We start from the raw sequence: 23,071 nt of genomic DNA, 5'->3' as shown, positions 1-23,071 counted from the left end.
CGAAGATGACCAAACTAACTGAGGCCGGGCCACTGGTCGTCGGTCTGGGCGGGACGTTGCGATCGAACTCGTCGACCGAACGGGCGCTACGGAACTGTCTGACAGCCGTTGAGCGCCAAGGTGGACGCACCAAGCTGTACTGCGGCGAGGACATCGATCTGCCGATGTACAACCCGCACGAACCGGCCCGAACAGCCAGAGCCATCGAGCTGATCGGCGCGCTGCGCGAGGCGGACGCCGTCATCGTCGGCTCACCCGGCTACCACGGCGGCATCTCGGGATTGGTGAAAAACGCACTCGACTACATCGAGGACATGCGCGACGATTCCCGGGTGTACCTCGACAACAAGCCGTGGGGATGTATCAGCTGCGCTTACGGATGGCAGGCGGCGGTGGGCACGCTCGACCAACTCCGGGCGATCGGTCACGCGCTGCGCGCCTGGCCCACTCCGCTGGGCGTGGCGATCAACTCGGCAGACCAGATCTGGGATACGGCCGGAGCACTGGCCGATACCGGTGTGCAGGCTCAGCTCGACCTGTTGGCATCCCAAGTGCTGACGTTTACGCGGTCGGCTCCCGCCCCGAGCGCCGGCTGAGCGGCCGCCGTGCGTTTTGTGCTGGTACATGGTGGTTTCCACGCTGGATGGTGCTGGGCACGCACGGTTGCCGAGTACCCGAACTGAGGAGCCTCGTTGGAGATCCAGCACAAGACCACCGTGATCGACGGGCTCGTCACCAGCTACCTGGAAGCCGGAGCTGGCGATCCGGTCGTTTTGCTGCACGGCGGGGAGTTCGGTGTCAGCGCGGAAATCGGTTGGGAACGCAACATCGCGGTCCTGGCCGCCAACCATCGGGTCCTGGCGCCGGACATGCTGGGTTTCGGGCGGTCGGCTAAGGTCATCGACTTCAACGACGGGCGCGGTATGCGGGTCCGCCACGTCGCGCGGTTCTGCGCTGAGTTAGGAATCGACTCGGCGTACTTCGTCGGCAATTCGATGGGCGCCATCATGCTGCTCAACGACGCCACGTCGGATTCGGCACTGCTGCCGATACGCGCCATGGTGGTCATCTGCGGCGGCGGAGACATCCAGCGCAACGATCACATGCAGGCGCTTTACGAATACGACGCCTCCTTCGAGGGCATGCGCCGCATCGTGGCGGCCCTCTTCCATGATTCCGCCTACCCGGCCGACGACGACTACGTGCGCCGCCGTTACGAATCCAGCACCGCGCCTGGTGCCTGGGAAGCCGTCGCGGCGGCGCGGTTTCGTCGTCCCGGCGCCCCGCCGCCACCGAACCCGTCGAGTAGCCGTGCGTACCCGCGCATTTCGGTTCCGACTCTGGTAATCGAAGGGGCGTGCGACAAACTACTTCCGCTCGGTTGGGCCAAGCAGATTGCCGACCAGATTCCCGACGGCCGTTCGGCAGTGGTCGAAGCGGCGGGCCATTGCCCGCAAATCGAGCAATCGTCAAATGTCAACGAATTGCTACAGGAATTTCTCCGCTGACCGCACAGCGACAAACGACCGTTCATCCTCGGCTGTTACCTACTCACGGTAAGCTCAGCGTTCTGTTGCCGACTATTGCCGAGCAGCGATGCGCCTGTGCGACGGAGGGTGGTTCCGCGCTCGGCTCGACCCGGCGGCGGAGTGAGCGTATTCGTCACCGTGACGCTTCAAAGGAGTTGCGTGAAGGTCAACCGATTCAGCGCCGCCCTGAGCTTGCTGGTCGCCGCGGCACTGGTGGTGTCGGCGTGCAGCAGCCACGACAACAGCTCGTCGTCGCAATCCAGTGCCACGGCGGTGCCGGTGGACTGCGGCGGCAAAAAGAAACTCAAGGCGAGTGGCTCCACCGCGCAGACGCACGCGATAGAGCAATTCGTCTATGCCTATATCCGGGCGTGCCCCGGTTACACGCTGGACTACGACGCGAATGGCTCCGGCAAGGGCGTGGAGCAGTTCCTCAGTAACGAGACGGACCTGGGTGGCTCCGACGTGGCTCTGGATCCATCCAAAGGCGAGCCCGACAGGGCATCAGCGCGGTGCGGCTCGCCGGCGTGGGACCTGCCGACGGTGTTCGGACCGATCGCGATCACCTACAACATCAAAAACGTCAACACCTTGAACCTGGACGGGCCCACGGCGGCCAAGATCTTCAACGGCACCATCACGATGTGGAATGACCCGGCGATCACCGCGCTCAACAAAGGCGCCAATTTGCCTGCGACGCCGATTCTGGTCGTGTTCCGCAGTGACGAGTCCGGGACCACCGACAACTTCCAGAAATACCTCGATGTCGCCTCCGACGGTGCATGGGGCAAAGGCAGCGGAAAAACGTTCAACGGAGGTGTCGGGCAGGGCGCCGACGGCAATGGGGGCACGTCGTCGGTGCTGAGGACCACCGACGGTGCGATCACCTACAACGAGTGGTCCTATGCGGTGGGGCGTCAGCTGAACATGGCCCAGGTCATTACCTCAGCGGGACCGGATCCCGTAACGATCACTGCCGAATCAGTCGGAAAGACGATTGAGGGAGCGAGGTTCAAGGGGCAGGGCAACGACCTGGTGGTGGACACGTCGTCGTTCTACAAACCCACGCAGTCCGGTGCCTACCCGATCGTATTGGTGACCTATGAGATCGTCTGCTCAAAGTATCCGGATCCCGCAACCGGCCCGGCTGTGAGAGCGTTCATGCAAGCCAGCATCGGTTCGGGGCAGGAGGGTTTGGACGAGTACGGATACATTCCGCTACCGAAATCGTTCGAATCGAAACTCGAGTCGGCGGTGAATGCGATCTCGTGATGAGCGGAAGGGAGCGTCGACGGTGACCGACCCAGATTCGCGGGTGGGTTCGTGGTTTGGGCCCTATCAGCTGAAGCGGCTACTGGGCCGGGGCGGAATGGGCGAGGTCTACGAGGCTGAGGACACCCGCAAGCGGCGGGTGGTGGCGTTGAAGCTGATCTCCTCCCAATTTTCCGGAAACCCCGAGTTTCGCGCCCGGATGCAACGCGAGGCCGACACGGCGGGACGACTGACCGAGCCACACGTCGTGCCGATCCACGACTACGGCGAGATCAATGGGCAGTTCTACGTGGACATGCGGCTGATCGAGGGCACGTCGCTGCGTGAGATTCTGGCCCGCGGCGGGCCGTTGCCGCCGGGACGGGCGGTGGCGATCGTCAGCCAGATCGCCTCAGCGCTGGACGCGGCGCATGCCAGCGGCGTGATGCATCGCGACGTCAAACCGGAAAACATTCTGATCACCGGGAACGACTTCGCTTACCTGGTGGATTTCGGTATTGCCCGCGCTGCGACCGACCCGGGGCTGACCCAGACGGGTACCGCGATCGGAACCTACAAGTACATGGCCCCGGAGCGGTTTTCCGGGGACGAGGTCAGTTATCCCGCAGACGTCTACGCGCTGGCCTGTGTTTTGGCTGAGTGTTTGACCGGAGCGCCGCCCTACCAGGTGAACAGCATCGAACAGTTGGTCGCCGCACATTTGATGCAGCCGGTGCCGCGACCCAGCCAAATGCAGCCCGGGAATGTCCCGCCGGCGCTGGACCAGGTGATCGCGAAGGGCATGGCCAAAAAGCCCGAGGACCGGTATCGCACCGCCGGGGATCTGGCCGCGGCAGCCCACGACGCGCTGACCACAACCGAGCAGCATCAGGCCGCCACGATTTTGAGGCGAGGCGAAAACGCCACCCAGCTGGCGCCGGCCGCCGAGGCGGGCCCGGCCGGTTTCCGGAACCAGTCCACTGGGTCGCGTCCTGGCGGCGACGCGTGGACCCAGCCGGCGTGGGCGCCGCCGCCGGACACCGGCGGCGGCAACTGGCCCAGCCAGCCGGGGATCCCGGCGGCGGGCAGCCCTGGCGACGCACCGGACTTCAGCAAGGCGCCGGGCGCCGACGACGAGCAACGCAGGCGGTGGGTCATCATCGGGGCTATCGCGCTCGTGGTGATCGGCGTCCTCGTCGCGGTCGCGATTCTCGTATTTGGGTCGTCGTCGGGGCCGAAGTCGGCGAACGGGCAAGTTGACCTGCCGTTCAAGGGCCTCAACTTCCACCTCTCCCCAGGTGGGGTCGCACTGGACAGCTCCGGCAACGTCTATGTCACCAACCAGGGCATGTACGGCCGGGTGGTGAAGTTGGCGCCCGACTCGAGCAGTCCGGCCGTGCTGCCGTTCACCGGCCTGTACGAACCCCAAGGGTTGGCCGTGGACAGCGCCGGCGCCGTGTATGTCACTGACTTCAACAACCGGGTGGTGAAGTTGGCGCCTGGGTCGAACGACCAGACGGACCTGCCGATCAACGGTCTCAATTATCCCGAGGGTGTGGCCGTGGATAGCGCCAACAACGTGTACGTCGCCGACCGGGGCAACGACAGGGTGGTCAAGTTCGACGCGGGTACCAACCAGCAGACCGATTTGCCGTTCAATGGCCTCAACCACCCAGATGGTGTGGCGGTGGATAGCACCGGCAACGTTTTCATCACCGACTCCGACAACAACAGGGTGCTCAAGCTGGCGGCCGGTACCAACCAGCAGATCGAGCTGCCGTTCACCGGTCTTGCCGTGCCCTGGGGTATCGCCGTCGACAAGGCCGGCACCGTCTACGTCACCGAACACGACAACAGCCAAGTGGTGAAGCTGCCGGCCGGGTCGGACAAACCGGTGGTATTGCCGTTCACCGGCCTCAACACCCCGTTGGATGTGGCGGTGGACAACGACGGAAACGTCTACGTCGCCGACCGCGGCAACAACAGGGTGGAGAAGTTGCCGCCCAGTTGAAGCAGGAACGGCACATCGTCGTCGACGCCTTCGTAGTCCAGCCATTCCGGTAACTGGCCGATCCGCCCAGCCTTCCCGGATACGCGCTGATGACGCGCAGCGGCGCGCTGATGTCGCTCAAATTTGCGCCGCTCAGTGTTCAATCGCGATGCCCGCGGCGCGTTCGAGTTCAGCCAGGGCTGGCTCGAGGGCATCGGCCATCTCGTCGATGTCATCGGCTACTTCGGGGGTGGTGACGAAGCCGAAGTCCATGTGCTCCAGATAAGAGAAGCAGGTGATGTTGAGCGCCACATCCAGCACCGGAGGTCCGAGCGGCCACAGTGACTCGAGCTTGGCTCCGGCCATGTACAGCGGGAACTGCGGTCCCGGCACGTTGGACACCACCAGGTTGATCGGGGCCAGGTTGGAAGATAATCCCGTGGCGGTGTAGGTGCGTGCGGCCAGCTGCAGCAGTCCGGGCGGTGTGGTATCGGTGAGTCCCATGATTTGATGTGCCGACAGCGCTTTGGCCATTTCCTTTGCGCTCTGGGTGCTTTCGTGGATGGCCTTGATCCGCTCGCCGGGGTCCTCGACATGGGTGGCGAGCGAGACGGTCATCGTCGCAAGCTGGTTGCCGACGTCGTTGCTGTTCACTTCGGTGCGGGTAGAGACAGGGATCTGCACGATAAGCGGCTCGTCGGGCAATTCTCCTCGTTTGAGCATGTACTCTCGGACGGCACCGCTCACGAGCGCAAGCACCACGTCGTTCACCTTCACCTCGTAGGCGTCCTTGACGGTCTTGACTCGCGCCACTTCAACCCGAGCGCCGGTGACCCGCCGGTGAGGTGAGACCTGCGCGTTGAACCGGGTGTGCGGGGCCTCGAAGTAACCTGGCGGCTTGCTGGCGAGGCCCAACGTGGCCAGCTGCTGGCGGACCGTCTGCTCGACCAGCCGTGCGACGCGGTACGGCGTCTTGATTCCGAGATTAAGCACCGCGCTTAACGCGACTCGATGTAGGCCGGGTATCCGAAGGCCAACCAACGACCCCACGGTGTCCTCCGACGGCGGTCGTGGCTCGGGTGCGATGTCGAGCAGTATCTCGCCGAGGCCCGCACCCGATACGCCGTCAATGATGGCGTGGTGCATCTTGGTCAGTGTCGCGATGCGACCGCCTTCGACGCCTTCGATCACCCACAGCTCCCACAGTGGGCGGGAACGATCGATCTTGTAGGACATCAGACGGCCTGCGAGCTCTTCGAGTTCTTTTCGCCCACCGGGGGCGGGCACCCCGATGCGGCGGATGTGAAAGTCGGCGTCCAGTTCGTCGTCCTCGACGAACCACGGTCGGTCCAGGCCCAACGGGAACCCGACCACCCGCCAACGCAGTTGTGGCATCTGCGGCAGCCGTTCGATGATGAGCTCGCGCACGCAGTCGAAGCTGTAGTCCGGCGCGTCGGTGGGATCGCAGATAGCCAGCGCTCCCACGTGCATGTGCCAGCCCGCCGTTTCGGCGTGCCAGAATGCCGCGTCAACACCCGAAAGTCGCTTCATGATGATTCCCGATCAGTTCTCGAGCTCGGTTCCGCGAGCTCGCTCTTCGTAGGTGCGGCGCTGTTGCGGATCGACGTCGTCCAGAAACACTCTTTCGGCGCCAAATTTGCGGGTCATGAACTCGTTCACGCGTGGCGGCATGAGTTTTTGGAAGCCGACGAAGAAGCCGACCACGCGGGTCACCGATACACGGGGCTTTGGTTTCTCGATGAGACGGGCCACGGCGCCGGCGATGTCCTCTGGCTCGGCGTTCTTCAGCCCCTTCACTCCAACCGTTCCGGCCGTGAGTTCGGTGTTGGTGAAAGTTGGCAGCACCGTGGAGAACTGGACTTTGCTGTCGCGGTACTCGATGCGGGCGGATTCAGTGAAACCCACTACGGCGAATTTGGTTGCGCAGTAGCTGGCCAGCCCCGCCGTGGGCACCTCACCGGCGATCGACGAGATGTTGATGATATGCCCCCCGCCGCGCTTGACCATCCGCTGCGCGGCCAGTTTGCTGCCCACAATCACACCGTAGATGTTGATGTCGAGGATCCGGCGAGTGAGGGCGTCCGACTCGTCGATGAGTTTGCCAACGGGCATGATTCCGGCATTGTTGACCAGCACGTCGATCGGGCCGAGCCGGCGCTCGACGTCGTCGAGGAAGCCGGCGAACGACTCGCAATCAGTCACGTCGAGCTCGCCGTAGACCTCGAGGCCGATCTTCGTTGCGGATTCCTTCAGCATCTTCTCGTCCACGTCGCCGATCGCCACCTTCGCGCCGAGCTTGTGCAACGCTGTGGCCGTCGCGAGCCCGATCCCTCTAGCGCCCCCGGTGACAACGCAAACCTTGTCCCGCACGGTCGTTGCTTTACGCGCCATCGTTCTTCATTTCCTGAGCACCACCGTAACGGCGCCGACCACGCCGGGATGCTAGACGGATGAGCGCGACGCTGGCCGTGACGTTAGAGCGGCGGAACGGAAACCTCATCGGCTCCTTGCGCTGTGCGGGTATGCGCGGTGCGGTGATCGCCGGCTGACGACAGTACTTGCGCACGCTTACCGCTCCACCCCTTCGTGATCCGACGCCCGATTCCGTCCGATCGCCCATCGGCAGCGTGAAGTTGAACAGTCGCTCTCTCGACCGATCGGTAACCCTCAAGGTCGCCTCCTTTGCCGTCCTTGCATCGGAGTCAGCCGCCTGAGCGGCAGGTTGCAAACCACAATTCACCACCGCGACTTCCTCTCGAGCTGACCGGAGGTGACGAAGAAGGCGACCAGGTCGCGGATGGTGTCGGCAGTCGGACGCGGACAATAGCCGAGCTCTGTCCGGGCCTTGGTGCCATCGATGACCGGCGTGGCGAGCAGCGCGCCGATCGCCGCTTTCGACACCACGTCCGAGCCGAACCGGCTGCCGATCGGCTCGGCGACGAACAGGATCGGCTTGATGACGCTGAGCGGGAACGCGAAGAGCGGACCTCGGCGCCCGGCGAACTTGGCGGCCATCCGGAAAGCGTCGAACATGGTGATCATCTCGCCGGGAAGCAGGTAGTTCTCACCCATACGACCGCGGTCGGCAGCAGCCATCAGACCCGTTGCCACGTCGCGCACGTCGACGAAGTCGAAGCTGCCCTCGATCACGGCCGGCACCCTGCCGCGCGCCGCGTCCAGCAACATGCCGTTGAATCGCGAGGGACCGTAGTCCACCGGTCCGTAGACGCCGGTGGGGTTGCAGATCACCGCGTCCAGCCCGGCGTCGATGACCTTGCGCAGTTCCGCCTCGCCCGCACACTTCGACCGGTCGTACACCGGAATCTCCGGCGATGTCGACCGCGCCGATGTCTCGTCCAGACGTCCACCACACGCGTACTGGTCGAACGAATGCACCGAACTGCAGTGCACCATCCGGCGCACTCCGACCTTGCGTGCCGCCTGCGCGACGGTGCGTACGCCGGCGGTGTTGACTTCCCAAGCCTTCTCGTCCTTCTGGGCGAGGGTGATCATCGCGACGAGGTGGTAGACGATCTCGGCGCCGTCGAGGGCGTGGGTCATCGAGTCCGTGTCGAGTACGTCGCCGGAAATCCACTCGACGCCGTCGGCGCGGGTATGGCGGGACTGAACGCGGTCTATCGCTTTGACCTCGTGACCGTCATCGACCAGTCGATTGATCAGATTCGTACCGAGAAACCCTGCCGCCCCGGTGACCGCAATCTTCATCCGGAGCCCACGTCCATGTCGATGAGCTGCTGGCGCAGCAGCTTTCCGGTCGCATTGCGCGGAAGCTCATCGAGGAACACCACATCACGCGGCACCTTGTGGCGCGCGAGATTGTTCTTGACGTAGGTCTTGATCTCCTCGGGGTCACGCGGGCCTGACGGGCCGGGAACGATGCACGCGCGCAACCGCTTTCCGAAGTCCCGGTCGTCGACTCCGACCACGGCCGCATCTTGTATGTCCTCACGCTCGGCGAGCAGATTCTCGACCTCGAGCGGGAAGACGTTCTCGCCGCCGGACACGATCATGTCGTCGTCACGACCGTCGACGAACAGCAGCCCGTTCTCGTCGAAGTGACCGACGTCGCCGCTGGCGAGCATTCCGTCGACCATCTCTTTGGTTCCCCCGCCGGTGTAACCGCTGAAGCTGAGGACGCTTTCGACAAAGATGGTGCCGGTGACGTTCGGCTTGGTGATCTTGGCGCGGTTCTCGTCGTAGAGCACGACCCGACAACCGACCGGGGGCCTCCCGGCGGTGCCGGGGGCCTTCTTCAACTCGCTTGGCGTCGCGACGGTTGCGACCGCGACCTCGGTGGACCCATAGAGGTTGTAAAGGACGTCGCCGAAGACCTCGGCGGTGCGTTTGCACAAGTCCGGTGACAGCGACGACCCGGCGGCGAAGATGATCTTCAGCGACGACGTGTCGTATTTCGCCAGTACATCTGGACCGAGGTCGATCATCCGCTGCAGCATGGTGGGTACCAACACCAGTACGTCTGCACGGTTTTCGGCGACGCTGCGCAGGGTGCCTTCCGGATTGAACCGGCGGTGCAAGACGATTCTGTTTCCCAGGGCCAGCCCGATGGCGAACTGGGACAGCCCTGTCCCGTGGAAGATTGGGGCTGCGTTGACGATCGTCCCACCCTTGGGCAGCGGGATCCGATCCAGGAACTGTGCAGACGACAGCGGCGAGACTTTCTCGCGTGGTGCACCCTTGGGCGTTCCGGTCGTGCCGCTGGTGAGCAGAATCATGCTGCCCGCCTTGCCGGGGACCGGCAGCCCATCTGTCGACCGGCCATCCATGAGCCCGTCCATGGTCAGGGTCGAAGGATCGATGTCGTCCTTCTCGTCCACCCAGGTCAGGATCCGCGGGATGTCGTGCGGAATCGCATCGAGCAATGCCATGAACTCGCTGTCGAGCAGAACCACCTCAACGTTTTCGCGCTCGGACACGTCGGCGAACTGCGGCTTGGCGAAACCGGTGTTCATCATCACCAGCCGGGCACCCAGCTTGCCGGCGGCGGCCATGGTCAGGACCAGCCCGCGGTGATCGCGCGCCAGCACGGCGATCACCATTGCCTCCGCGACACCTTGTTCTGCCAACCCGTGCGCCAACGCGTTGGACTGCTCGTCGAGCTCGCGGAAGCTCAGCGCGCCGCGCTCATCGACGATGGCCGGTGCGGATCCGTACCGCCGCGCGCCGGGAATGATCAGCCCAGCAAACGGACCGTACCGTTTCGCACTGAGGGCCGAGTGGATGCCGTGGTCGGGCCGCAACGGATTGAAGAGGCCGCGCTTGCGAAGCACATTGATGCCCTTGACTGTATCCGCGGCTCTGCGAATGAACTCGTCAGGGGAGGGCAAGGATCGGGTCACCTAGATATACCTTCCGCGGTCATGTTCACTGCGGCTAACCGGTGTGGTAGTCGACCTGGAACTCCTTGATGCCATTGAGCCAACCTGACCGCAGCCGACGAGGCTCGGAGACCCTGGAGATGTCTGGCATGTGATCGGCGATGGCGTTGAAGATCAGATCGACTTCGAGCCGCGCCAGATTCGCGCCAAGGCAGTAGTGGGCACCGGTTCCGCCAAAGGCCACGTGCGGGTTGGGGTTTCGCGTGATGTCGAACGTGTTCGGGTCGTCGAACGCGTCTTCGTCGAAGTTCGCCGAGCCGTACAGCATGACGACCCGCTGTCCCTTCTCGACCGGAACGCCACCGAGTTCGGTGTCCTCGAGCGCGGTCCGCTGAAATGACGTGACCGGTGTCGCCCAGCGAATGATCTCGTCTGCGGTGGTTTTCGGCCGCTCCTTTTTGAACAGCTCCCACTGGTCAGGATTCTCCAGGAACGCATTCATCCCGTGGGTGATGGCGTTGCGGGTTGTTTCGTTGCCCGCGACCGCAAGTAGGATCACGAAGAAGCCGAACTCCTCCGAGCTGAGTTCGTCGCCGTCGATGTCCGCTTCGATCAGGGTGGTCACAATGTCGTCGGCGGGCTGTTTGCGGCGCTGCTCGGCCATCTCATACGCGTAGGCCAGGATCTGCGAGGACGCCTCGACGGGATCGATGTCGGCGAAGTCCGGATCGTCGTATTGCATCATCTGATTCGACCAGTCGAAGACCTTCATCCGGTCGTCCTGCGGTATGCCGATCAGGTCGGCAATCGCCTGCAGCGGTAACTCGACGGCAACCTGGGTGACGAAGTCGCCAGAGCCGGACTCCGCAGCGGAATTCACGATCTTCTCGGTACGTTCGCTCAAGCTCTCTTTGAGAGTGTTGATCGCACGCGGGGTGAACCCCCGGGACACCAGCTTGCGCAGTTTGGTGTGTTCGGGAGCGTCCATGTTGAGCATGATGGCTCGTTGTCGCTCGATGTTCTCTCGCGGAATCTCATCGGCGAAACGTGGTACGACCGTGTTCTCATAGTTGGAGAAGACGTCGCTTCGCTTGGACACCTCTTTGACGTCGTCGAGTTTGCTGACCACCCAGAAACCGTCGTCGTCGAATCCGCCGGCGCCGCGCGGCTGCGGATTCCACCAGATCGGCGCGGCCCGGCGAAGCTCGGCGAACTCCTCGAACGGCACCCTCTCGACATAGATATCCGGATCTGTGACGTCGAACCCCTCCGGAAGGTTTGGCTCTGCCACCGGTGTCCTCCTCTCACGCGTTCCTGGCTACGTCGACCATCTCGGCGACGTCGGTGAACTTGACCCGCGGACGTCCGCACGACTCCCCGCGGTGCTGCTCGGCCTCATCGATGGCGCGCCAGCCGCCGCCGCTGACAACATCCGGTTGGCGCTCGGACACCAACCGCTCGAACGAACTCCGGTCGGCCGCCGGGGCGTCGAGCCGCTCGGCCATGAAGTCCTCGAGGATGCTCTCGACCGTTTCGCCCGCACAATGCTTGTTGGTGCCGATCGTGCCGGTCGAACCACGCTTGATCCACCCGGCCACGTAGGCACCCGTCATCGGCTCACCGGCATCGCCGACGACGCGGCCGTGGTCGTTGGGAACAATTCCCGTTCTTTCGTCGAACGGCAGTCCACGTAACGGCCGGCCACGAAAACCAATGGAGCGCAACACCAGCGAGGCCTCGAAATCTTCTGTCTCGTCGGTGGCGGTGGCTTTCAAGACACCGTCGGACTCGACCAGCTTGTTCTTGACGACACGCACGCTCTCGACGTGTTGGTCTCCGAGGATCTCGACGGGCGACACTAGGTACCGGAACACGGCGCGCTTATGGGCCGCGTCCACCGACCGCTTCGCATACTCCTGCGCCAACTGCATTTTCAAGGCTAGCGCCGGCTCGGCCTCGGGATCTTCGATCACCGCCTTGCTGGCCGGATCCAGGTCGAGTTCCCGCTCATCGATCACGACATCGACAGCAGGAAGATAGCCGAATGCGAGAAACTCCGATGACGAATACGACGCCTGAACCGGCCCACGGCGCCCGAGTAGCACCACCTCGCGAATATTGCTGTGCCGCAGCGTTTCCAGCGCGTGATCAGCGATATCGGTAGTCGCCAGCTCGTCCGCCCCGAGGAGCAGGATCCGCGCCACATCCAAGGCGACATTGCCGTTACCGACGATAACCGCACGCTCACCGGAAAGGTCGAACGGTGTGTCCGCGTAGTCGGGATGGCCGTTGTACCACGCGACGAATTCCGACGCGGGATGGCTGCCTTTGAGGTCTTCACCCGGAATATCGAGCCGCCGCTCGTCGAAAGCTCCCACCGCATAGATGACGGCGTGATGATGACGGACCAGTTCCTCGTGGGTCAGATGTTCGCCGAACTCGACGTTGAGATGGAACCGAAACGCGTCGTGGTCGAACTTCTCATCAAACATTGGCCCGACCCCCTTGGTCCCGAGGTGATCGGGCGCAACACCGGCACGGATCAAACCGAACGGCGTCGGCAGCCGGTCCAGCATGTCAACCTCGACATCGGCCCGAGACATCAGTTCCTCGGCCGCATAACACGCTGCAGGGCCAGCGCCGACGATCGCAACTCGCAGTGTTCCCAATTCCTCAGGCGGCCGGGTGGGATTCTCCAAAATGCTCAAATCCGGCTGCAAGGGATGCCGCTCAAAATATTTCGCGTTGATGTCCTTATAGCGCCCCATCGTCTCGGGCAGCTCATCCTCGGAATAGATCGCGCCGACCGGACAGGCATCCACGCAGGCGCCGCAGTCAATGCACGTCTCGGGGTCGATGTAGAGCATCTCGGTGGTCGCGAACTCCGCGTGATCGGGAGCCGGACGGATGCAATCGACCGGGCACTCCGGAACGCAACTGGCATCGTTGCAGCACCGTTGTGTGATCACGAATGCCATAACCTCATCTCCTCTGAGTCGGTTCGGATCTGGGTGACGATCGAAACAACCACCGGCGCAACCATCGTTCGCACATCAAACCCATCCCGTTTGCGGTAGCCGCGCGTCAATGAATTCGACGATGCAGTCGAGAGCCGCTCGGCTTTCTGGCAGGAAAGGCAACATCGCCGGAAATCCGTGTAGTTGGCCGGGCCACACCTTGAGTGTGCAATCACGTCCGCGTTCAGTCAGCGCTCCGTACATGCGCTCCGCATCGCTGAGCAACGCTTCGGATTCGGCAGCGACGATCAACGTCGGTGGGAAATGGTTCAGGTCCCCATTCAGCGGCGAGATGGCGTCGCGGTCCTTTGCTGCGGAACCGACGCAGTCGATGAGGGCTGAGAGTCCGACGCCGACACCCATCGGGTCGCGGGACGCGTTGGCGTGCGCCACGCGGTGAGTGCCGTCGAGGTCGAGCAGCGGCGAGATTCCGATCACGCCCGCGGACGTTCCCAAGCCCTGCTGTTGGGCCGCTAAGACGGTCGCGAAGGCGAGGAATCCTCCAGCGGAGTCGCCTGCCAGCACGGTCCGGGCCGGATCGGTTCCTTGATCGAGTAGCCACCGGTAGGCGCCTAAGCAATCTTCGATAGTCCGGTCGATAGTGACTTGAGGATGTTGGCGATACTCGACGTGCACGACCGGCAGTTGAGTGCGTCGAGAGAGAGCCGCGGCGATGTGGCGGTGGGTGTCGAGGCTTCCGCAGAAGAACCCACCGCCGTGAAGGTAAACGATCGCGGCGTCCTCCCGCGGTCGGCGGCCGGAAGCGGTCGTGCGGATGGTCTCCACCAGGACGCCGTCAACGCGATTGCGACTCACCTGTACACCCTTGACCGGCCGCAGACGCCGAAGACGCGCGAGGTTGTTGATGTGACGTCCCACGGCTGTCAGCCGGTCACTCAGCGACCTATCAGTCGATGATGCGACTGACCGGCGGGCCTGCGCCAGCAGCGTTCGTTGCGCGAGTCGGTACCAGACCTGAGACTGGAGACTCGGCCTCTCGGTCGCCAAGGACCCTGCTGGTAAACCGATAATCGCTCCTTGAAAAAATGAGCGGTTTGATCGCGGTGGAGCAAATAGTACACAGAGAGGTGCGCGCTGTACACATAATCGAACTTTCGCGGCTCTGCTGCCAGCTTGCCCGACGCGTCGCCGGGCAATCGGACCCTCTTCGAGGTACCTGTAGGCGGTATGCGGACGCTCGCCCGTGCCCGCCAGCCGATGTGGGTAGTACCGTCGGCAATTGCCACCCGAGACGGCCAGCCGTGACCTGCGGTGGGAATTGAGCTATCGAATCGAGAAGGTCATGCCAACACGGGACACCGGTCAAAACCGGTCCCGCGGGCGACCTCTCGGGGGTGGCAAGACCTCTGAGGAGGCCAAGCAAGCTCTGCTGGATGCGGCGGAGCGCTCGCTCATCGAGCGAGGCTATCGCGCGTCCACCATGGATGTGATCGCCCGGGAAGCCGGCTATACCCGCACAATTATTTATCGTCATTTCTCGACCCGCGACGAACTGCTCGCCGCGCTGGTGGCCCGGGCGACGGATCGGCATGTAGCCACCATCTTCGAGCGTTTCGACGCCGACGCCGATATAGCGACGATGATCGTCGAGGCGCTGGTCGTCGTGGCCACCGAGTTCGCCCAAGACAAAGTTTTCGGAGTCCTCACCGAGCACTCCGACCAGATGACGCTCGCGGACTACCTCGCCCAGTCGACGCCGCTGACCGCAATCGTCGAGTCTCTGATCACCTTTCAACTCGGTCAGGGGAAGGGCGCTTTGCGCCACGGTGTCCGTCCGATCGACGCGGCCCACCATCTAACCGTGTCTGCGGTCAGCTTGCTGCGCGGTCTGGTCCCCGGAAGCGATGATCCGGAGCTGGTACGACGTTACGTCAGAGTCTTCGTACTGCCCGTGCTGATCGACGATCCGCCGTCAGTTGAACCGGTATTCCGGACGCCCGGTGCGAGAAATCCCGCGCGCCCGTAAACGGCCAGTGTCTGCGCGGCGGAAACGATGCAATGCGCCCATCAACACCCCGATTACTGCGACCGGCTGCCGGACATTTGGACGCACCCATTCACGTCGACAACACCGCAGCGCTCACACCATTCGAAGCCACGGCTGAACCGGCACGCGCAGAGTCCGAGCTCTGCTCCCACGCGCTCTGAGACGAGTTCGAACGCTGCACGTTTAAAAATCGACCCTCGCCCGGAACTGTGAGCATCCAGCCCGCGCGAGTTTGCCAACCGACTATCAGAGGGCCTGATATGACCTCGTCACCATCCCCTTTGCACCGAAGAACAGCGGTCATCAATACATGACAGTAGGAGTCGCCGAAACGGCTAGGTCCGCCCGATGGCCAGAATTCTGGTTGCCAGGGCGGCAACCAAGTTGACGACGGCCACCACGATGATCAGCGTCAGCGCCGCGCCCCAAACCCGCAAGAAACCGGCGTGTTCGGGGTTGGTGAGTTCGGTGTAGATCAGCAGCGGCAGTGACGCCATGTTGCCGCTGAACATGTCGTAGTTGATCGAGCGGCTGTAGCCGACCAGCACCAGCACCGGTGCGGTTTCGCCGATGATGCGCGCGAACGACAATAAGACGCCGGAGATGATGCCCGGCAGCGCAACGGGAATGACGATCCGCACGATCGTTTTCCACTTCGGGATGCCCAATGCGTAGCTGGCTTCCCGCAGTTCGTCAGGCACCAGCTTGAGCATCTCCTCGCCTGCACGCACCACGATCGGCAACATCAGCAAGACCAACGCCAGGGATACCGCGAATCCGCTCTGCTCGAAGCCCAAAGTCGCGATCCAGAGGCTGAAGATGAACAACGACGCCACGATTGAGGGCACCCCGGCCAGCACGTCGACCATGAAGGTGGTCACCCGAGTCAGGCGGTCGGGACCGTATTCGGCCAAGTAGATCGCGACCATCAAGCCCAGCGGCACGGCGATGACGGCGGCCACCACTGCCTGCGCCACCGTCCCGTAGAGCGCGTGATAGACACCGCCGGCGAATTGCTCGGGCATCACGCCGCGCAGCGAATGGGTCCACCAGCCCTTCCGGGTGACGGCCCACCAACCACGGTCGATGACGACCCACAGCACCCAGATCAGCGGCACCAACGCGACGACGAATGAGACGAGGAAAAGCACTGTCGCGACGCTGTTTTTGATTCGCCGGTTGATGCCGATGCCGCGAAACGCCGCGGCTTTGACCGGTCGGTCGAGCGCTGCGGTACTCACCCGTTCACCTTCCCGCCGGCGACTGCACGGGCGGCGGCGTTGACCATGAACGTCAGCACGAACAGCACGAATCCAGCGGAGATGTAGGCTCCAGTCGGTAGCGGTTCACTGAATTCGGTTGCGGCCGAGGCGATCTTGGAAGCGAACGTATAGCCGCCGTCGAACAGCGACCAGTGCCCGGGCTGGGCGGCCGCGCGCAAGATGATCAACACGGCCACCGTTTCTCCTAGCGCGCGTCCCAGACCGAGCATCGACGCCGCAATGACACCGCTTCGGCCGAACGGCAGCACGGTCATCCGCACGACTTCCCACTTCGTCGCGCCGAGCGCCTGCGCCGCTTCGACCTGCATATGCGGGGTCTGCCGGAACACTTCTCTGGATACCGAGGAGATAATCGGCAGGATCATCGCGGCCAGCACAATTCCGGCGGTAAAGATCGTGCCACCGCCCACCAGGGACACATTGCCCTTGTGGAACAGGAACAACCATCCCAGGTGGCGGTTCAGGAACAGTTCGATCGGCTCGAGCTGCGGCGCCAATACGAAGATTCCCCAGAGCCCGAAGATGATCGACGGCACCGCAGCCAGCAGATCAACCATCACCGCGAACGGACGCGACAGCCTTATCGGCGCGTACTGGGTCAGAAACACCGCCACCCCGACGGCGACCGGTACGGCCAACACCAAGGCGAAGATCGAACTCAGCACCGTGACCATGAACAGGTCGCGGATACCGAACGCCAGGTTCTTGGCGTCGCGGGTGTCGAATTCGGCACTCGTGAAGAAATTCGCGTGGTTGGCACGCAGCGACGGCACGGCATGGATCAGCAGGAATATCGCGATCAAACCGATCGCGATCACGATCGTCGCGCCGGCGGCAACGGCGACCGACTTGAACAGTCGGTCGCCGTGCCGTCCTGCACCGCTACCTGTCGCCGTCAACCCAGGCATTGCCCCGGTCGGATTGGGCCGGGTCAGCGATTCTCGGGAAATGGCGGCCTCAGATCAGGCGATAGCGTTGACCGAGGTGGACAGTCTCGACTTGAAGGAGTCGGGAATCGGGATATACCCGTTGTCCGCCAAGCCGTTCTGCCCGGGGCCGATGGTGGCCTGCAGGAACGCCTTGACAGCTGAACCAACCTGCGGGTCGGGATACTTCGAGCAGACGATCTCATAGGTCGCCAGCACGATTGGGTACGAGCCGGCCTGCGTCGGCTTGTAGAAGGACATCGTGTCGAGGACCAAGTCGTTGCCCTGCCCCTTGATCGTTGCGCCGGCGATCGTCTTGCCGACCGAGTCGCTGCTGATCGACACCGGCTCGGGACCCGCGGAGGTGACGATCTGAGCCATGTTCAGCTTCTGTGCCTGAGCAAACGACCACTCGTTGTAGGTGATCGACCCTTCGGTGTTCTTGACAGCAGCCGAAGTGCCGTCGTTGCCCTTGGCGCCTTCACCGACACCGCCGTTGAACGTCTTTCCGGCACCCTTGCCCCACGCGCCATCGGACGCCGCGTCGAGGTATTCCTGGAAGTTGGCTGTGGTACCGGACTCGTCGCTGCGGAACACGACGTGGATCGGCTCGGCGGGCAGCGTGGCGTTGGTGTTCAGCGCCTTGATCGCAGGGTCATCCCACGTGGTGATGGCACCGTTGAAGATCTTGGCGGCCGACGGCCCGTCGAGGACCAGCTTGTCCATGCCCTTGACGTTGTAGGTGACCGCAATAGGCCCGAACACCGTGGGCAGGTTCCATGCCGGCGAGCCGCAACGTTCCTGCGCTTTGCCGGCCTCGTCGGCACTCAGTGGTACGTCCGAACCGCCGAAGTCAGTTTGCTTGCCGGTGAATTCGCTGATGCCGGCGCCCGAACCATTGGCGGTGTAGTTCAGGGTTTGACCCGGGCACGCCTGCTCGAAAGCGTTGACGAATCGAGCCATCGCGTTGGCCTGCGCTGTCGACCCGCTGGCCTTCAGCGTCTTGGTTCCGCCGCACGTGACGTTCGCCGACGACGAAGCAGACGCCGAACCAGACGGCTGCGCCCCTTGGTTGTTTCCTTGGTTCCCTTGATTCGCGCTGTTGTCATTGCCGCACGCCGACAGCACCAGTGCGCCGGTGGCAATCACACCGAGCGCAGCGCCACATCGTTTGAGTTTCAAATCGGCTCCTTTGAACGGAAGGGATGACGACTGCATTCACTGCGCCACCAGGTCACGCCAAGCTCCGCAGCCATGCAAGTGGGGTGGCTCCGCGGCTGCTCCAAGCCGGCACCGTGTAGACGCATAGTTAAAGGCCCCACCGACGCGAACGTATCACGCACGAAGATCAGGCAGCCAGGGAATCCACTGGTTTTTCAAGATCGCCGGCAGCGGGAAACCATCGTCGCCGTGCTCCGCGGGACGCGGCTCCGGGTCCAGTTCCTAAATCAATCGCTTGACTTAACCGAGATCGCGTCGATTAACTCATCGGTGTGGTCAACGAATTAGCCGGCAAGGTCGCGATCGTCACCGGCGGTGCCTCGGGCATCGGCGCCGGCATCGTCGAGAGGTTCTTGACGGAGGGCGCCCGGGTGGTGATCGGCGACATTGATGCCGACCGGGGCAAGGCGCTAGCGGAAAGGCACGGCGCCCAAGCGGATTTCCGTCAGTCCGACACCGCAGACCCCGACCAGGTCACCGAATTGGTCTCGCGGGCCGTTCGGCAGTTCGGCGGCCTTGACATCATGGTCAACAACGCCGGTATCTCCAGTCGGATGCACCGCAGTTTTCTGGAGGACGACCTCGCCGACTTCCAGCGGGTGATGGCGGTCAACGTGCTCGGCGTCATGGCAGGCACCCGCGAGGCGGCTCGGCACATGGCGCCCGGCGGCGGCGGTTCGATCGTCAATGTGTCGTCGATCGGTGGTATCCAGGCCGGTGGCGGGGTGATGACGTATCGCGCCTCCAAGGCGGCGGTCATCCAATTCACCAAGTCTGTGGCAATCGAGTTGGCACACTACGAGATCCGGGTCAATTGCATTGCCCCGGGCAATATCCCCACTCCGATACTGGCATCGTCGACCTCCGCCAAGTCGCCTGAAGAGCTCGAACGCTTCGAGCACACGATCCGGGAGCAGATGCGAGCTGACCGGCCGCTGCAGCGCGAGGGCACACCGGACGACGTCGCCGAAGCCGCGCTCTATCTGGCCGGTGACCGATCCTGCTATGTCACCGGGACGGTGCTCCCGGTCGACGGCGGCACGTCGGCCGGCAAAGCGATCCGGCGGCGCCGTCCGAAAGATTAAATCAATCGCTTGACTTAAAGTACGCTGCGCGGTTGACTGGGCGTCGTGACTACGGCCAGGCCCGCGCGCACCGAGCGGGCCAGCACGACGCAGGAGGCGATCCTGACCGCGGCCGAGCGGTTGTTCGCCGAGCACGGGGTGTTCGCGGTGTCCAACCGGCAGGTCAGCGAGGCCGCCGGCCAGGGCAACAACGCCGCGGTCGGCTACCACTTCGGCACCAAAACCGATTTGGTACGCGCCATTGAGCACAAGCACCGGGTGCCCATCGAGCGACTGCGCGACGAGATGGTTGCTCAGCTTGTGCAGGCCGGCGCGTCTAGCGAGATGCGCGACTGGGTGGCGTGCCTGGTGCGTCCGCTCACCGAACACCTCGCCGAACTGGGCAACCCCACTTGGTACGCGCGGTTTGCCGCGCAGGTGATGACCGACCCGGCCTATCACAACATCGTCGTCAAAGATGCGCTGACGTCCCCGTCGCTGGTGCAGGTGATCGACGGCATCAACGGCTGCCTGCCCGAGTTGCCGGTCGGGGTTCGGGTGGAGCGCAATCTGATGGCCCGCAACCTGCTGATGCACACCTGCGCCGACCGCGAACGTGCGCTTGCCGCAAAAACATCCGTGTCCAGTTGGCAGGCCGCCGGTTCCGGACTAATCGACGCGATCGTGGGTTTGTGGCTTGCCCCGGTGAGTGAAAGAAGCGACCGGTGAAAGTGACTGTCGACCAAGACGCATGCGCATCTTCGGGAAACTGCGTGATGCGGGCACCCGAGATTTTCGACCAACGTGACGAGGACGGTGTCGTCGTGCTGCTCAACGAACGCCCATCGGCCGAGCAGGCTGACGACGCCCGCGGCGCCGCCGCGGTGTGCCCTGCCCAAGCCATTCACATCGAGGAGTGAGAAGTGTCCGACACGCTCACCGGCGCCGCGACCGAGACCACCTCGGGAATTCCGGAATACCCGATGGCGAGGTCGGGCGGTTGCCCGTTCGCGCCGCCGCCGGACGTGATGGCACTCGCTCAAACGAAACCGCTTTCCCGGGTGCGGATCTGGGACGGCAGCACGCCATGGCTGATCACTGGATACCAGGAGGCGCGGGCACTGTTCGGCGACCCGCGGGTCAGTGTCGACGACCGGCGCGATGGCTTTCCACACTGGAACGAAGGCATGCTGGCCACGGTGCACAAGCGCCCCCGATCGGTCTTCACCTCCGACGGGGCCGAACATATTCGCTTCCGGCGCATGCTGTCCCGCCCGCTGACCTCCCGGCGAGTTGAAGCCATGCGCCCAGCGATCGGGCAGATCATCGACGAGCACATCGACGCCATCCTTGCCGGCCCGCAACCCGCCGATCTGGTGACGGCGCTGGCGTTGCCGATCCCGTCGCTGGTGATCAGTGAGCTGCTCGGCGTGCCTTACGAAGATCACGGCTTCTTCCAGGAGCACGCGACCATGGGCGTCTCCCGGTACGCGACCGCCAAGGACACCGCTGCAGGCGCAACCGAGCTGTCCAAGTATCTGATCCGGCTGTTGGAGGCACGGATAGCCGAACCCACCGAAGACATGGTGTCGGACCTGGGAGACCGGGTGAAATCCGGCGAACTCAGCCTCAAAGAGGCCACTCAACTGGGCACCGGGATGCTGATCGCCGGCCACGAAACCACTGCGAACATGATCGGTCTGGGGATTCTTGCGCTGCTGCAGGAGCCCGCGAAGCTGGCGGTGATCCGAGACACCAACAACGACACCGTGATCGCCAATGCGGTTGAGGAACTGCTGCGCTACCTGTCCATCATTCAGAACGGGCAGCGCCGGGTGGCCGCCGAGGACATCGAGATTGCCGGCGAGGTGATCCGTGCGGGCGAGGGCATCATCATCGACCTGGCTCCGGCGAACTGGGACCCCGCCGAGTTCCCGGACCCCGAGGTAGTCGATCTGAATCGGCCCGCCCGCCAGCACCTGGCGTTCGGTTTCGGCCCGCACCAATGCGTCGGTCAGCAGTTGGCCCGCGTGGAGTTGCAGATGGTCTTTCACAAACTGTTCCGGCGCATACCCACCCTGAAACTGGCGGTGCCGTTCGACAAGATCCCGTTCAAAAACGACCGCCTCGCATACGGCGTCTACGAGTTGCCGGTGACCTGGTGATCGCCTATAAGGGCCAGGCCTAGATGACTACCCTCGAAAACCAAGCCGATCCGATTGGAGGATCAACGATGTCCAGCCAGTCCACCATCTCGCTCTATCCGCCCGGAGGATACGGCGCACCCAAGGATCGTCGCGGCCACGCCGACGTCACAAGCACCGGATTGCCGGCAGGCACTGTGGTTTTCTCTGCGGACAACCACATTTCGCTTGCCGAGGACATCTTCTACGAGCGCTTCCCTGATGACCTCAAAGACAAGGCACCGCGAATCTGGTACGAGGATGGCGCCTACCAGGTCGGCCGCAAAGGGCAATCGTTCCTGCCAGGCGACTTCAGCGCGGTGCTGATGCAGTACGACGACCTGCCGGGGGCCGGAAGCACCAACATCGAAGCGCGAATCCAGGAGTTGCGCGACGACGGGGTCGATAAGGAGTTGGCATTCCCCAACGCGATCCTGGCGCTCTTCCACTACCCGGACAAAAAACTTCGCGAACTCGCGTTCCGCATCTACAACGAGTACATCGCCGAGTTGCAGGAGCGATCAGGTGGTCACTTTTACGGTGCGGGACTCATCAACTGGTGGGACCCGGAAGGCACCCGCCGGACTCTTACGGATCTGAAATCGCTTGGTCTCAAGACATTCCTGCTTCCGCTGAACCCGGGAAAGGACGACGAGGGCAATATCATCGACTACGCCAGCGATGCCATGAGCCCGGTGTGGGACGAGATCGAAGAAGCCGGCCTGCCGGTCACTCATCACATCGGCGAGACGCCGCCGAAAACTCCATGCGAATTCAACAGCGTGGTGGTGGGCATGATGATCAATATCGACGGGTTCCGGGAAACCTTCTCCAAGTACATTTTCTCCGGCATCCTCGACCGGCATCCGAAGCTGCGCATCGGCTGGTTTGAGGGCGGGATCGCCTGGGTGCCATGGGCTTTGCAGGATGCCGAGCATCTCGTCGCGTCTTATCAGCACATGTTCAACCGACCCCTCGAGCACGACGTGCGGTACTACTGGGACAAGCACATGAGCGCGTCGTTCATGCTCGACCCGCTGGGTTTGCAGTTGATCGACAAGATCGGCGTCGACAAGGTGATGTGGTCGAGCGACTACCCGCACAACGAAAGCACCTACGGCTATTCCGAGAAGTCGCTGGCCGCAGTCGTCGATGCGGTCGGCCCGGAGGCGGCTGTACAGATTGTGAGCGGCAACATCACCCAATTCCTCGGACTGTAAG

At 63.3% G+C, this 23,071-nt stretch carries 20 protein-coding genes; 10 read left to right on the top strand and 10 right to left on the bottom strand.

Going from position 1 to position 23,071, the window contains the following annotated elements:
* Nucleotides 1-5: 5 nt before the first annotated feature.
* From AC5Y42_RS06165 to AC5Y42_RS06150, 4 genes are all read left to right on the top strand, one after another.
* The gene (locus AC5Y42_RS06165) at nucleotides 6-596 is read left to right on the top strand and encodes an NADPH-dependent FMN reductase (protein ID WP_499896574.1); all 591 of its coding nucleotides are present in this window, start codon (nucleotides 6-8) and stop codon (nucleotides 594-596) included.
* Nucleotides 597-692: 96 nt separating this feature from the next.
* Nucleotides 693-1,508, top strand: a complete 816-nt coding sequence (locus AC5Y42_RS06160) for an alpha/beta fold hydrolase (RefSeq protein WP_499896572.1) — start codon at nucleotides 693-695, stop codon at nucleotides 1,506-1,508.
* 180 nt (nucleotides 1,509-1,688) lie between these two features.
* Nucleotides 1,689-2,801, top strand: coding sequence for a phosphate ABC transporter substrate-binding protein PstS (pstS, locus tag AC5Y42_RS06155; protein ID WP_499896571.1), 1,113 nt, complete (start codon nucleotides 1,689-1,691; stop codon nucleotides 2,799-2,801).
* A gap of 22 nt (nucleotides 2,802-2,823) precedes the next feature.
* Entirely contained in the window at nucleotides 2,824-4,791 is a 1,968-nt protein-coding gene (locus AC5Y42_RS06150) for a serine/threonine-protein kinase PknD (RefSeq protein ID WP_499896570.1), read from the top strand.
* A 132-nt stretch (nucleotides 4,792-4,923) separates the two neighbouring features.
* Here AC5Y42_RS06150 and AC5Y42_RS06145 read toward each other — a convergent pair whose 3' ends face one another.
* The 7 genes from AC5Y42_RS06145 to AC5Y42_RS06115 all read right to left on the bottom strand — a co-directional run bounded on the left by AC5Y42_RS06145 (nucleotide 4,924) and on the right by AC5Y42_RS06115 (nucleotide 13,981).
* Nucleotides 4,924-6,321, bottom strand: a complete 1,398-nt coding sequence (locus AC5Y42_RS06145; RefSeq protein ID WP_499896568.1) for a WS/DGAT/MGAT family O-acyltransferase — start codon at nucleotides 6,319-6,321, stop codon at nucleotides 4,924-4,926.
* Nucleotides 6,322-6,333: 12 nt separating this feature from the next.
* Nucleotides 6,334-7,182, bottom strand: coding sequence for an SDR family oxidoreductase (locus AC5Y42_RS06140; RefSeq protein ID WP_499896567.1), 849 nt, complete (start codon nucleotides 7,180-7,182; stop codon nucleotides 6,334-6,336).
* A gap of 345 nt (nucleotides 7,183-7,527) precedes the next feature.
* Nucleotides 7,528-8,517, bottom strand: coding sequence for an NAD-dependent epimerase/dehydratase family protein (locus AC5Y42_RS06135; RefSeq protein WP_499896565.1), 990 nt, complete (start codon nucleotides 8,515-8,517; stop codon nucleotides 7,528-7,530).
* Entirely contained in the window at nucleotides 8,514-10,169 is a 1,656-nt protein-coding gene (locus AC5Y42_RS06130) for an acyl-CoA synthetase (RefSeq protein WP_499896564.1), read from the bottom strand. The genes AC5Y42_RS06135 and AC5Y42_RS06130 overlap by 4 nt, the downstream gene beginning before the upstream one ends.
* 34 nt (nucleotides 10,170-10,203) lie before the next feature.
* Nucleotides 10,204-11,439 (bottom strand): cytochrome P450, encoded by a 1,236-nt coding sequence (locus AC5Y42_RS06125; protein WP_499896563.1) that lies wholly within the window; start codon nucleotides 11,437-11,439, stop codon nucleotides 10,204-10,206.
* A 13-nt stretch (nucleotides 11,440-11,452) separates the two neighbouring features.
* Entirely contained in the window at nucleotides 11,453-13,126 is a 1,674-nt protein-coding gene (locus AC5Y42_RS06120) for an FAD-dependent oxidoreductase (protein WP_499896561.1), read from the bottom strand.
* 75 nt (nucleotides 13,127-13,201) lie between these two features.
* Nucleotides 13,202-13,981, bottom strand: coding sequence for an alpha/beta hydrolase (locus tag AC5Y42_RS06115; RefSeq protein ID WP_499896560.1), 780 nt, complete (start codon nucleotides 13,979-13,981; stop codon nucleotides 13,202-13,204).
* A gap of 424 nt (nucleotides 13,982-14,405) precedes the next feature.
* On the opposite strand from AC5Y42_RS06115, the gene AC5Y42_RS06110 reads away from it, so the two are divergent.
* Entirely contained in the window at nucleotides 14,406-15,152 is a 747-nt protein-coding gene (locus AC5Y42_RS06110) for a TetR/AcrR family transcriptional regulator (protein ID WP_499896558.1), read from the top strand.
* A gap of 356 nt (nucleotides 15,153-15,508) precedes the next feature.
* Here AC5Y42_RS06110 and pstA read toward each other — a convergent pair whose 3' ends face one another.
* Genes pstA through pstS (AC5Y42_RS06095) form a run of 3 tightly spaced genes read right to left on the bottom strand, consistent with a single transcriptional unit; the run spans nucleotide 15,509 to nucleotide 18,564 of the window.
* Nucleotides 15,509-16,414: a phosphate ABC transporter permease PstA gene (pstA, locus tag AC5Y42_RS06105; RefSeq protein WP_499896557.1), complete on the bottom strand. Its 906-nt coding sequence runs from the start codon at nucleotides 16,412-16,414 to the stop codon at nucleotides 15,509-15,511.
* Complete coding sequence (pstC, locus tag AC5Y42_RS06100; RefSeq protein ID WP_499896555.1) at nucleotides 16,411-17,364, bottom strand: phosphate ABC transporter permease subunit PstC; 954 nt, start codon at nucleotides 17,362-17,364, stop codon at nucleotides 16,411-16,413. The genes pstA and pstC overlap by 4 nt, the downstream gene beginning before the upstream one ends.
* Before the next feature lie 54 nt (nucleotides 17,365-17,418).
* Nucleotides 17,419-18,564 (bottom strand): phosphate ABC transporter substrate-binding protein PstS, encoded by a 1,146-nt coding sequence (gene pstS, locus AC5Y42_RS06095; protein WP_499896554.1) that lies wholly within the window; start codon nucleotides 18,562-18,564, stop codon nucleotides 17,419-17,421.
* 311 nt (nucleotides 18,565-18,875) lie between these two features.
* Between pstS (AC5Y42_RS06095) and AC5Y42_RS06090 the strand changes: the two genes are divergently transcribed.
* The 5 genes from AC5Y42_RS06090 to AC5Y42_RS06070 all read left to right on the top strand — a co-directional run bounded on the left by AC5Y42_RS06090 (nucleotide 18,876) and on the right by AC5Y42_RS06070 (nucleotide 23,070).
* Nucleotides 18,876-19,688, top strand: a complete 813-nt coding sequence (locus AC5Y42_RS06090) for an SDR family NAD(P)-dependent oxidoreductase (protein ID WP_499896553.1) — start codon at nucleotides 18,876-18,878, stop codon at nucleotides 19,686-19,688.
* Nucleotides 19,689-19,724: 36 nt separating this feature from the next.
* The gene (locus tag AC5Y42_RS06085) at nucleotides 19,725-20,396 is read left to right on the top strand and encodes a TetR/AcrR family transcriptional regulator (protein WP_499896802.1); all 672 of its coding nucleotides are present in this window, start codon (nucleotides 19,725-19,727) and stop codon (nucleotides 20,394-20,396) included.
* Nucleotides 20,393-20,587 carry a ferredoxin gene (locus AC5Y42_RS06080; protein WP_499896552.1) on the top strand — a complete coding sequence of 65 codons (195 nt, stop codon included), beginning with the start codon at nucleotides 20,393-20,395 and terminating at the stop codon, nucleotides 20,585-20,587. Before AC5Y42_RS06085 ends, AC5Y42_RS06080 begins: the two co-directional genes overlap by 4 nt.
* A gap of 3 nt (nucleotides 20,588-20,590) precedes the next feature.
* On the top strand, nucleotides 20,591-21,832 hold the full coding sequence (locus AC5Y42_RS06075; protein WP_499896551.1) for a cytochrome P450: 1,242 nt from the start codon (nucleotides 20,591-20,593) through the stop codon (nucleotides 21,830-21,832).
* 176 nt (nucleotides 21,833-22,008) lie between these two features.
* The gene (locus tag AC5Y42_RS06070; protein WP_499896801.1) at nucleotides 22,009-23,070 is read left to right on the top strand and encodes an amidohydrolase family protein; all 1,062 of its coding nucleotides are present in this window, start codon (nucleotides 22,009-22,011) and stop codon (nucleotides 23,068-23,070) included.
* Nucleotide 23,071: the final 1 nt, after the last annotated feature.

Source organism: Mycobacterium sp. NGS48, from assembly GCF_059812585.1.
Note: the sequence above shows the minus strand (reverse complement) of the source record. Positions and strands in the feature narration are given on the sequence as shown.

What these genes read in the sequence shown, in the direction of transcription:
- AC5Y42_RS06140 (WP_499896567.1), bottom strand. Translation starts at nt 7,182, where the DNA reads ATGGCGCGTAAAGCAACGACCGTGCGGGACAAGGTTTGCGTTGTCACC.
- AC5Y42_RS06165 (WP_499896574.1), top strand. Translation starts at nt 6, where the DNA reads ATGACCAAACTAACTGAGGCCGGGCCACTGGTCGTCGGTCTGGGCGGG.
- AC5Y42_RS06135 (WP_499896565.1), bottom strand. Translation starts at nt 8,517, where the DNA reads ATGAAGATTGCGGTCACCGGGGCGGCAGGGTTTCTCGGTACGAATCTG.
- AC5Y42_RS06120 (WP_499896561.1), bottom strand. Translation starts at nt 13,126, where the DNA reads ATGGCATTCGTGATCACACAACGGTGCTGCAACGATGCCAGTTGCGTT.
- pstC (WP_499896555.1), bottom strand. Translation starts at nt 17,364, where the DNA reads ATGCCTGGGTTGACGGCGACAGGTAGCGGTGCAGGACGGCACGGCGAC.
- AC5Y42_RS06145 (WP_499896568.1), bottom strand. Translation starts at nt 6,321, where the DNA reads ATGAAGCGACTTTCGGGTGTTGACGCGGCATTCTGGCACGCCGAAACG.